9 protein-coding genes and 4 pseudogenes are annotated in these 9739 nt (G+C 74.6%); 4 read left to right on the forward strand and 9 right to left on the reverse strand.

Features of this window, described 5'->3' with window-relative positions; translation table 11 throughout:
* Positions 1-94 precede the first annotated feature (94 nt).
* Positions 95-1236 (reverse strand): annotated as a pseudogene (gene rho / locus JNW87_RS28970) (transcription termination factor Rho); the annotation flags it as partial.
* A gap of 441 nt (positions 1237-1677) precedes the next feature.
* Between rho and JNW87_RS39855 the strand changes: the two are divergent.
* Both JNW87_RS39855 and tsaA read left to right on the forward strand, forming a co-directional pair.
* Complete coding sequence (locus JNW87_RS39855; RefSeq protein ID WP_255420260.1) at positions 1678-1806, forward strand: hypothetical protein; 129 nt, start codon at positions 1678-1680, stop codon at positions 1804-1806.
* Positions 1803-2213 carry a tRNA (N6-threonylcarbamoyladenosine(37)-N6)-methyltransferase TrmO gene (tsaA, locus tag JNW87_RS28975; protein ID WP_109805712.1) on the forward strand — a complete coding sequence of 137 codons (411 nt, stop codon included), beginning with the start codon at positions 1803-1805 and terminating at the stop codon, positions 2211-2213. The genes JNW87_RS39855 and tsaA overlap by 4 nt, the downstream gene beginning before the upstream one ends.
* 93 nt (positions 2214-2306) lie before the next feature.
* Here tsaA and JNW87_RS28980 read toward each other — a convergent pair whose 3' ends face one another.
* Both JNW87_RS28980 and JNW87_RS28985 read right to left on the reverse strand, forming a co-directional pair.
* Entirely contained in the window at positions 2307-2936 is a 630-nt protein-coding gene (locus JNW87_RS28980; protein ID WP_109805711.1) for an MBL fold metallo-hydrolase, read from the reverse strand.
* A complete protein-coding gene (locus JNW87_RS28985; RefSeq protein ID WP_109805710.1) occupies positions 2933-4021 on the reverse strand; it encodes an S-(hydroxymethyl)mycothiol dehydrogenase in 1089 nt (362 codons plus the stop codon). The genes JNW87_RS28980 and JNW87_RS28985 overlap by 4 nt, the downstream gene beginning before the upstream one ends.
* 145 nt (positions 4022-4166) lie before the next feature.
* Between JNW87_RS28985 and JNW87_RS28990 the strand changes: the two genes are divergently transcribed.
* Entirely contained in the window at positions 4167-4586 is a 420-nt protein-coding gene (locus JNW87_RS28990) for a hypothetical protein (RefSeq protein ID WP_109805716.1), read from the forward strand.
* A gap of 28 nt (positions 4587-4614) precedes the next feature.
* Here the strand turns inward: JNW87_RS28990 and JNW87_RS28995 are convergent, their stop codons facing one another.
* From JNW87_RS28995 to JNW87_RS39865, 4 genes and pseudogenes are all read right to left on the reverse strand, one after another.
* The gene (locus tag JNW87_RS28995; RefSeq protein ID WP_109805709.1) at positions 4615-5904 is read right to left on the reverse strand and encodes a nitrate/nitrite transporter; all 1290 of its coding nucleotides are present in this window, start codon (positions 5902-5904) and stop codon (positions 4615-4617) included.
* Positions 5901-6563 carry a GntR family transcriptional regulator gene (locus JNW87_RS29000; RefSeq protein ID WP_109805708.1) on the reverse strand — a complete coding sequence of 221 codons (663 nt, stop codon included), beginning with the start codon at positions 6561-6563 and terminating at the stop codon, positions 5901-5903. Before JNW87_RS29000 ends, JNW87_RS28995 begins: the two co-directional genes overlap by 4 nt.
* Before the next feature lie 86 nt (positions 6564-6649).
* Positions 6650-7135 carry a CapA family protein gene (locus JNW87_RS39860; RefSeq protein WP_255544472.1) on the reverse strand — a complete coding sequence of 162 codons (486 nt, stop codon included), beginning with the start codon at positions 7133-7135 and terminating at the stop codon, positions 6650-6652.
* Positions 7136-7236: 101 nt separating this feature from the next.
* Positions 7237-7860 (reverse strand): annotated as a pseudogene (locus JNW87_RS39865) (CapA family protein); the annotation flags it as partial.
* Between JNW87_RS39865 and JNW87_RS29010 the strand changes: the two are divergent.
* Positions 7859-8404: pseudogene (locus tag JNW87_RS29010) on the forward strand (glycosyltransferase family 2 protein); the annotation flags it as partial. The pseudogenes JNW87_RS39865 and JNW87_RS29010 overlap by 2 nt on opposite strands.
* A gap of 32 nt (positions 8405-8436) precedes the next feature.
* Here the strand turns inward: JNW87_RS29010 and JNW87_RS29015 are convergent.
* Both JNW87_RS29015 and cobO read right to left on the reverse strand, forming a co-directional pair.
* Positions 8437-8963: pseudogene (locus tag JNW87_RS29015) on the reverse strand (cobyrinic acid a,c-diamide synthase); the annotation flags it as partial.
* A gap of 14 nt (positions 8964-8977) precedes the next feature.
* The gene (cobO, locus tag JNW87_RS29020) at positions 8978-9589 is read right to left on the reverse strand and encodes a cob(I)yrinic acid a,c-diamide adenosyltransferase (RefSeq protein WP_109800328.1); all 612 of its coding nucleotides are present in this window, start codon (positions 9587-9589) and stop codon (positions 8978-8980) included.
* Positions 9590-9739: the final 150 nt, after the last annotated feature.

A 9739-nucleotide genomic window follows, 5' to 3' on the forward strand; every position in this document is an offset into this window, starting at 1 on the left:
CGACCACCACGTCGACGACTACATCGCCCGCGCACGACTCAAAACCGCAGCCTGAAAACCTGACTCAGTTGTTCAGATTCTCGAACCCAAGGATCTAGCCCCGGGATGAGGGGTCCAGCCGGGCGAGGAAGCGGTGGTTGTCCGGCGTGCCGGCGAGCTGACGGAGGAGCTGGTCGAGGGCCTGGTGCCGGTCCAGTGCGGACAGCGCGGAACGCAGGGCGCGCAGGCGGTGCAGCTCGGCGCCGCTGGCGAGCAGCTCTTCCCGCCGCGTGCCGGAGGGTCGGATGTCGACGGCTGGGAACCTACGCCGGTCGGCCAGCGACCGGTCCAGCCGCAGCTCGGCGTTGCCGGTGCTCTTGAACTCCTCGTAGATCAGCGTGTCGGCCGCGGACCCGGTCTCCACCAGGGCCGAGGCGATCACGGTCAGCGAGCCGCCCTCCTCGACGTTGCGGGCCGCGGCGAGCAGCCGCTTCGGCGGGTTGAGCGCGGCCACGTCGACGCCGCCGGAGAGCGTACGCCCGCCGGAGCGGACGGCGAGGTTGTAGGCGCGGCCCAGCCTGGTGAGCGAGTCGAGCAGCACGACGACGTCGTGCCCCAGCTCGACCAGGCGCTTCGCCCGCTCGATCGCCAGCTCCGCCACCGTGGTGTGGTCCTGCGGCGGACGGTCGAACGTGGCCGCGATGACCTCGCCCTTCACCGACCGAGACATGTCGGTGACCTCTTCCGGCCGCTCGTCGACCAGCACCACCATCAGGTGGCACTCCGGGTTGTTGCGGGTGATCGCGTTCGCGATCGCCTGCAGCACCATCGTCTTACCCGCCTTCGGCGGCGAGACGATCAGCGCCCGCTGGCCCTTGCCGATCGGCATGACCAGGTCGATCACCCGGGTGGTCAGGATGTGCGGCTCGGTCTCCAGCCGCAGCCGCTCCTGCGGGTACAGCGGGGTCAGCTTGTAGAACTCCGGCCGCCGCCGCGCCTCCTCCGGCTCCATCCCGTTGATGGTGTCCAGCCGGACCAGCGGGGCGTGCCGGCCCCGGCGCGGCTCACCGGTGCGTACCGCCCCGGTGACCAGGTCGCCGCGGCGAAGGCGTACCTGGTGAGTTGGGACGTGGAGACGTGGACGTCGTCCGGGGTGGACAGGTAGCCGTGGACACGGACGTACCCCCGGTCGTCGTCGACGTCAAGGATGCCGCTGATCGGGGTCAGGGCGGTGGATTCGATGGTCATGGGGTGCCTTTCGGATCAGGTGGCCGCCCGCGGGCGACTGGCGTCCGCCTCGAGCGGGGAGGTCGGCGCCGGCAGGGCGGGCGGGGAGGGAAGGTCGGGCGTACCGGGAAGGGATGGCCTCGCGGGCCGGCCGGGCAGCGCCGTGCCGGGTCCGCACGTGCGGCGCACGGGCGACCGGCCGGCGGCGAAAGCGCTCACCGGGTGCGGAATGGCCTGGCCGGGAGACCGGCAGCGAGGTCACCGCAGCGCGGGACTCGCGGAATGGACACCCCGGGACGGTGATGGGCCGTGCGGAGTGAGTGAGGAAGACTCCGGGCGGCGTCGTCCGCCGGCATCCGGGTCCCTTCGCAGAGTAACCGGGCACGCCTCGACCGGCAAGCAAGTGACCCGGCAGCGCCCCGTTGGCGTCGGCGTTACAGTGGGCGCGCGGGAACCGGGAAGTCGAGGACAGTGACTGCCACTACCGTGGTCGGCCGGGGCCCGAGCATCGGGCACACCCGCCGCGACCTGGTCCCGGTGCACACCACCGCCGCCGGCACCACCGTCCGGCTGCACACGCTGCGGGAGGCCCTCGGGTGAACGACGACCGGTACACGCTGCGCCCGGTGGGTCGGGTGGAGTCGCCGCTGACCGACCCGGGCGTGGCCCCGAAGCAGGGCGACGAGGGGGCGCCGGAGGCCTGGCTGGTCTTCGAGGAGGGGATCGCCCCGGCGGTGCGCGACCTGCGTCCCGGCGCCGACCTGCTGGTGCTGACCTGGCTGGACCGGGCCCGGCGTGACGTGCTGGCGGTGCATCCGCGCGGGGACCGGTCCCGCCCGGAGACCGGCGTGTTCAGCACCCGCTCCCCGCACCGGCCGAACCCGATCGGTCTGCACCGGGTCCGGGTCCTCGATGTGGACGGGGTGCGGGTCCGGGTGGCGGACCTGGAGGCGGTGCACGGGACGCCGGTGCTGGACGTCAAGCCGGTGCTCGACGGCGAACGCTGACCCTCCCTCCCCGCTCCAGCGGCCGGCGGCACCGCGGGCCGCCCGCCGACCATGTCCTCCCTGGACCGGCGGGGCGGCGGGCGCGGTCGGCGGTCAGTGGCCCCGGGCGAGCCATTCGTCCAGGTGGGGCGCCTCGGCGGCGATCGTGGTGCTGTCGCCGTGGCCGGTGTGCACGACGGTCTCCGGCGGCAGGGTGAGCAGCCGGGTCCGGATCGACTCGATGATGGTGCCGAAGTCGCTGTGGGAGCGGCCGGTGGCGCCCGGCCCGCCGGCGAAGAGGGTGTCGCCGGTGAAGACCACGCCGAGGGCCGGGGCGTGGAAGGTGCACGCGCCGGGGCTGTGACCGGGGGTGTGCAGCACCCGCAGGGCGATGCCGGCCACCTCGACGGTCGCGCCGTCGGCCAGCTCGCCGTCCGGCGGCGTGCCCGGATGGACCAGGTCCCAGAGCACCCGGTCGGCCGGATGCAGCAGCACCGGCGCGCCGGTGGCCCGGGCCAGCTCCGGCGCCACGCGTACGTGGTCGTCGTGGGCGTGGGTGGCCAGCACGGCGACCACCCGGCGGGCGCCGACGACGCGCAGGATGGCCGCCACGTCGTGCGGCGCGTCGACGACGACGCACTCGGCGTCGTCGCCGACCACCCAGACGTTGTTGTCGACGTCGAAGGTCTGCCCGTCCAGGGAGAAGGTGCCGGAGGTGACGGTGTGGTCGACGCGGGCGGTCATGGGAAGACCACCACCGAGCGGAGCACGTCGCCGTGGTGCATCCGGGTGAACGCCTCCTCGACCTGGTCCAGGGCGATCTCCTCGGTGACGAAGGCGTCCAGGTCCAGTCGACCCTGCAGGTAGAGCGCGGTGAGCGTCGGGAAGTCCCGGCTGGGCAGGCAGTCGCCGTACCAGCTGGACTTGAGGGCGCCGCCGCGGCCGAAGACGTCGAGCAGCGGCAGCTCCACCTTCATCTCCGGGGTGGGCACGCCGACCAGCACCACCGTGCCGGCCAGGTCGCGGGCGTAGAAGGCCTGCTTCCAGGTCTCCGGGCGGCCGACCGCCTCGATCACCACGTCGGCGCCGAACCCGCCGGTGGCGGCGCGGATCGCCTCGACCGGGTCGTCCTCGGAGGCGTTGACCGTGTGCGTCGCCCCGAACTTGCGCGCCCAGTCGAGCTTGCGGGAGTCGGTGTCCACCGCGATGATCGTCGTCGCTCCGGCGAGGGCGGCGCCGGCGATCGCGGCGTCGCCGACGCCGCCGCAGCCGATCACCGCGACCGAGTCGCCCCGGCTGACCTGGCCGGTGTTCATCGCCGCGCCGAGCCCGGCCATCACCCCGCAGCCGAGCAGGCCCACCGCTGCGGGCCGGGCCGCCGGATCGACCTTGGTGCACTGCCCGGCGTGGACCAGGGTCTTCTCGGCGAAGGCGCCGATGCCCAGCGCGGGCGACAGTTCGGTGCCGTCGGTGAGGGTCATCTTCCGGGCGGCGTTGTGGGTGTTGAAGCAGTACCAGGGGCGGCCCCGGCGGCAGGCCCGGCACACTCCGCAGACCGCGCGCCAGTTGAGCACCACGAAGTCGCCCGGGGCCACCCCGGTGACCCCCTCCCCCACCTGCTCGACGATGCCGGCCGCCTCGTGACCGAGCAGGAACGGGTACTCGTCGTTGATGCCGCCCTCCCGGTAGTGCAGGTCGGTGTGGCAGACCCCGCAGGACTGGACGCGGACGACCGCCTCGCCCGGCCCCGGGTCCGGCACCAGGATGGTGGTCACCTCCACCGGCGCGCCCTTGCGCCGCGACACGACTCCCCGGACTTCCTGGCTCACGGTGTCTCCTTCGTTCGCGACTGTGATCACGCTCCCCCGCGAACCTACCGCCGGGCGCGCCGGCGGCCCAACGCCGCTCGGCGGGTTAGCAACGCCCGTACCGGGTAGGCCGGGGCACGATTCTCCGGCACCGACGGGAGTGGTCATGAAGCTGACGCATGCGCCGCTGCGGGTCAGCATCGGCGCGTTCTTCCTGAATTCCGGGCTCAGCAAGCGCAGCCTGGAGGGCGAGGCCGCCGAGGCGATGCACGGCATGGCCGTGGGGGCGGTCCCGCAGCTCCGGCAGCTGGACGCCGCCCAGTTCGCCAAGCTGCTGTCCCGGAGCGAGATCGCCCTGGGCGCCGCGCTGCTCACCCCGTTCGCGCCGTCGTTCCTGGTCGGGCTGGGGCTGGCCGCGTTCGGCGCCGGGCTGATGCAGCTCTACCTGAAGACGCCGGGGCTGCGGGAACCGCACAGCCTGAAGCCCACGCAGGCCGGCACCCCCATCGCCAAGGACTTCTGGCTGGTCGGCGCGGGGCTGACCCTGGTGCTGGACTCGCTCACCCACCGACGCCTCCGCAGCTGACCGGGCCGCCGGCCCGGTGGGACCGCGGTCAGGCGGCCGCCGGGACCGGGACAGCGGCCCGGTCCGCCGCGTACCGACGGCGGGCGGCGTTGCGGTAGCGCAGCACCTGCACCGCGCCGAGGCCCCAGAGCAGGTACTGCACGGCGAAGGCCCAGCGGAACGCGTCCAGCGGCGGGGTGGACCGCCCCGCGGGAGTGGCCAGGTCGAGGACCACGCCGACGGCCAGGATCAGCAGGATCGAGGCGACGAAGCCCCCCACGTTGACGATCCCGGTGGCGCTGCCGATGCGGTGCACCGGGTTGAACGTGCGCGCGTAGTCGAAGCCGATGACCGAGCCGGGCCCGTTCACCGCGAGGACGACCACCAGGGTCACCAGCAGCCAGTGCGGCGCCCGCCCCGGCCAGGCGAGCACCACGGCCCAGACGGCGGCGGTGGCCGCGGTGATGGCGAAGACCACCACCGAGCGGCGGAACGGGTGCCGGGCGCACAGGTGCGCGATGACCGGACCGCAGACCAGGGTCGCCACGGTCATCAGGGTGAGCAGGAAGGCGGCGGCGGTGGGTGAGAGGCCCTGGCCCTGCACCAGGAACGGGTAGCCCCAGAGCAGCGCGAAGACCGAGCCGGAGAACTGGGTGACGAAGTGGGTCCAGAGACCGAGGCGGGTGCCCGGCTGGGCCCAGGCCGCGGCGAGCTGCCGGCGTACGGTGGCCAGGTCCGGGGCGACAGCGGCGGCGTGCTCGGCGTGCGGGGTGTCGCGTACCGCCGCGAGCACCAGCAGCAGCACGGTCGCGCCGAGCGCGGCCGCGGTGAGGAAGGCGGGGGTCCAGCCGGCGTGGTGCAGCAGCGCCACCAGGGGTACGGCGCCGAGGACCGCGCCGAGCTGCCCGACGGTGCCGGTGAGCTGCACCAACAGCGGGTTGCGCCGCCCGGGGAACCAGAACGCCACGATCCGCAGCACGCTGATGAAGGTCATCGCGTCGCCGAGGCCGACCAGGACCCGGGCGGCGACGGCGAGCCGGACGTCGGTGGCGACGGCGAAGCAGAGCTGCCCGGCCACCATCAGCGCCCCGCCGGTGAGCAGCAGCCGGCGGGAGCCGAACCGGTCGAGGAGCACGCCGACGGGCACCTGCATCGCCGCGTACACGGCGAGCTGGGCGACGGAGAAGGTGGCCAGCGCCGAGGCGTTGATGTGGAAGCGGTCGGCCGCGTCCACCCCGGTCACGCCGAGCGAGCTGCGGTGGAACACGGCGGCCACGTACGCGGTGAGCGCGACCGCGTAGACCCGGAGGGCGGGGTGGCGCACGGCGGCGACGCTCACCGCAGCCTCCGCAGCACGGTCGCGGCCTTGTCGACGTGGGCGCCGACGGCGTCGAGCCAGGCCCGCAGGTCGTCGCCGTCGAGGGCGGCGAGCTGGCCGGCGTGCTCGGCGAGGACCACGTCCGCCCAGCCTGGTGAGAGCCGGAAGCTCGCCTCGCCCATCCGCAGCTGCCGGTCGCGCAGCCGGTGGTACAGCTCGGCGAGGATCTCGTTGCCGGCGGCCTCGACCACGGTGGCGTGGAAGGCCCGGTCGGCTGCCATCAGCGCGGTCACGTCGCCGGCGGCGTGCGCCTGGCGCATCTCGGTGAGCCAGCGGGCCAGGTCGCCCTTCAGCTCGGCGCGGCGCGGCCACACCCGCTCCGCGGCGTGCAGCTCGACCAGCCGGCGGGCCTCGATCACGTCGGCGATCTCGCGGGCGGAGACCGGCCGGATCAGCGCCCCGCGCTTGGGGTAGAGCGCGACCAGCCCCTCGGCCTCCAGTCGGAGCAGCGCCTCCCGGACCGGGGTGCGGGACACGCCGGCGGCCTCGGCGATCTCGCCCTCGCTGATCAGCGAGCCACCGGGATAGACCTGCTCCAGGATCGCGCGCTTGAGGTGCCGGTAGGCCCGCTCGGCGGCGGACGGCGCGGTCGCGCGCGGCGAGGTCGTGGGATGCGTCATGTATCTATGGTGCCTCCCAAGACCGGATGACCGTGGCGCCTGGCGCGCGAAGGTGGCGCAGGCCACGTGCCGCCGGGTGAGCCGGGTCAGCCGGGTCGCAGCGTGACGAGGCCGTCGTCGCCGAGGACGAACCGGGTCCGGTACGGCGCGCCCAGCCCGTCCAGCAGCTCGGCCAGCCAGCGGGCCTCCTCCGGCCCCGCCGACTCCAGTCGCATGCGGCGCATCCGCACCGGGACGAGTCGCAACCGGCGCAGCTCGCCGCTGTCGGCGTCCAGGCTCGCCAGGTGCAGCAGCCGCAGCTCCGGCCGGTACGACTCCTGCCCGCCGATCCCCTCGTAGTCGTCGATCAGGTCGCCGCAGCCGTACAGGATGAGCCGTCCCCGGTACCGCTCGACCGGGCGCGGGTGGTGCGACGAATGACCGTGCAGCAGGTGCACGCCGGACTCCACCAGCCGGTGCGCGAACCGGACGTGCTCGTCCGGCACCTGGTAGCCCCAGTTCGACCCCCAGTGCACGGAGACCACCACCAGGTCCGTCGGCCCCGCCTCCCGGCCGATCCGGTCGGCGAGCATCCCCGCCGTGGCCTCGGACACCTCGGGCAGGTACGCCACGCCGGGTCGCCCGCCGGTCGCGCCCACGGCGGGGGGACGCCGCTGGAGGGGGCGCCCACCGACCAGACCAGCAGCCGGCGGCCGCCGGCGAGGGGCACCCGCGCCGGCTGCCACGCCTCGTCCTCGTCCCGGCCCGCGCCGGCCGGCGTGATCCCGGCCCGCCGCAGGGCGTCCAGGGTGTCGCCGAGCCCCTCCGCGCCGAAGTCGAGGACGTGGTTGTTGGCCAGCGCGCAGACGTCGAGCCGGGCCGCGGTGAGGCAGGCGAGGTTGTCCGGGTGCATCCGGTAGTGGATGCCCTTGCCCGGGGCGTACTCGCCGCGGCCGGTCACCGCCGTTTCCAGGTTGACGATCCGCACGTCCGGGCGCAGCTCGTCGAGGAGGCGCAGCGCCGCGCCCCACGGCCACTGCGGCGGGGCCGGGCGGGGTACCGGTCCGGCGACGGACTCAACCAGCTCGACGTAGCGACGGGCGTCGGTGACCGCCGCTTCCCGCAGCCCGGGCGGCCCCGGCCGGGGCAGGATCTGGTCGACGCCGCGACCGGTCATCACGTCGCCGGCGAGCAGCAGCGTCACCTCGGCCACGGGTTCGTCTTCCCCGCCCCGCCGCTCCCGCACCTGCTCGGACCGGGGAATTGCGCCCGCTGCGGTCGAATGCGGGCCGGCGTCCCCGGGTACCTGGGCGGTCATGACTCCGGACCTGACGATCGTGGTGGCCACCCGCAACCGGCGGGACCAGCTCCTGGCACTGCTGCCCCGGCACACCGCCCCGGTGATCGTGGTGGACAACGGCTCGGACGACGGCACGCCGGCCGCGGTCGCGCGGGCCCTTCCCCACGTGCGGGTGGTCGAGCTGGGCCGCAACGCCGGGGCCGGGGCGGCCCGCAACGTCGGCGTGGCGCTGGCCGACACCCCGTTCGTCGCGTTCGCCGACGACGACTCGTACTGGGCGCCCGGGTCGCTGGAGCGGGCCGGGGAGCTGCTGCGCACCCACCCCCGGACCGCGCTGCTGACCGGGCGGGTGCTGGTCGGCCGGGCGGGTCGGCTCGACCCGATCTCGGCGGGGATGGCGCGGGCCCCGCTCGGCACCGCCCCGGACGCGCCCGGCCCGACCGTGCTCGGCTTCCTGGCCTGCGCGGTGGTGCTGCGTCGCGCCGCGTACCGGCAGGTCGGCGGCTTCGCCGAGCGGCTCGGGACGTATGGCGAGGAGGCGCTGCTGGCGATGGACCTGGCCGCCGCCGGGTGGCACCTGGCGTACGTCCCGGGGGTCTCGTGCCGGGCCGAGCCGACCCGGTTGAGGATGACTCCGCGATCCGCACGGCGAGGTCGAAGGCGCGCATGCCGAGCACCAGCGCGGCGGCGCTGCGGCCCTGCGCGGGGTGTCGAGGACCAGCAGCACGGGCGCGTCGATCAGGCCGGGCGACGTGCGCGGTGGAGGCGTACGCGCCGCGGCCGACCGCGCCGTCGTGCAGCCCCATCACCCCCTCGACCACCGCGACGTCGGCGGGGGTGGGGACGTTGGCGCCGTGCCGCAGCAGCGGCGCGATCCGCTCCTCGCCGACCAGCCAGGGGTCGAGGTTGCGGCCGGGCCGGCCGGCGGCGAGGGCGTGGTAGCCGGGGTCGATGTAGTCGGGGCCGACCTTGTGCGGGCTGACGGTGAGGCCGCGGCGGCGGAGCGCGGCGAGCAGTCCGGTGGCCACAGTCGTCTTGCCGTGCCCGCTGGCCGGCGCAGCCACGACCAGCCGGGGCAGCGCCCATGCGTCGGCCGGTGCGGTGACCGCCGGCCGCGGCAGCGCCCAGGCCCCGGTCACCACTCGATCCCCTTCTGGCCCTTCTGGCCGGCGTCCATCGGGTGCTTGATCTTGGTCAGCTCGGCGACCAGGTCGGCGGCCTCGACCAGCCGCGGGTCGGCGTCCCGGCCGGTGATGACGACGTGCTGGAAGCCGGGGCGGCTGCGCAGCGTCTCGACCACCTCGTCGACGTCCACCCAGCCCCACTTCATCGGGTAGGTGAACTCGTCGAGCACGTACAGGCCGTGGCGTTGCGCGGCCAGGTCGCGCTGGATCTGCCGCCAGCCCTCCAGGGCGTCGGCGGCGTGGTCGGCCGCGCCGCCGCGCTGGATCCAGGACCAGCCCTCGCCCATCTTGTGCCAGGCCACCGGGGCGCCCTGGCCGGTGCGCTCGTGCACCTCGCCGAGGGCGCGGAAGGCGTTCTCCTCCCCCACCCGCCACTTGGCGCTCTTGACGAACTGGAACACCCCGATCGGCAGCCCGGCCGTCCAGGCCCGCAGCGCCAGCCCGAACGCGGCGGTCGACTTCCCCTTCATCTGTCCGGTGTGGACGATGGTCAGCGGCCGGTGGCGCCGCTGCCGCGTGCTCAACCCGTCGGCGGGTACGAAGGAAGGCTTCCCCTGCGGCATCAGGCAACGCTCCTGTCGGGTCGACTCCCCGCGATCTTGCGGTTTGTGCCCCTGATGTCGGCGCTTTCGTCCGATCCGCCGGGGCGCGAAGTGCAAGATCGCGGCGGGGTGGTGAGGGTGGCGAGGGTGAGGTCGTCGAGGGGGTGGTGG

The sequence above is a fragment of the Micromonospora sp. ATA51 genome, assembly GCF_016802855.1.
GTDB lineage: Bacteria > Actinomycetota > Actinomycetes > Mycobacteriales > Micromonosporaceae > Micromonospora > Micromonospora sicca.

Bases quoted from the DNA above. Each gene is read 5' to 3' on its own strand.
- JNW87_RS28980 (WP_109805711.1), bottom strand. From the start codon at position 2,936: ATGACCGCCCGCGTCGACCACACCGTCACCTCCGGCACCTTCTCCCTG.
- JNW87_RS28990 (WP_109805716.1), top strand. From the start codon at position 4,167: ATGAAGCTGACGCATGCGCCGCTGCGGGTCAGCATCGGCGCGTTCTTC.
- JNW87_RS29000 (WP_109805708.1), bottom strand. From the start codon at position 6,563: ATGACGCATCCCACGACCTCGCCGCGCGCGACCGCGCCGTCCGCCGCC.
- JNW87_RS39860 (WP_255544472.1), bottom strand. From the start codon at position 7,135: ATGCTCGCCGACCGGATCGGCCGGGAGGCGGGGCCGACGGACCTGGTG.
- cobO (WP_109800328.1), bottom strand. From the start codon at position 9,589: ATGCCGCAGGGGAAGCCTTCCTTCGTACCCGCCGACGGGTTGAGCACG.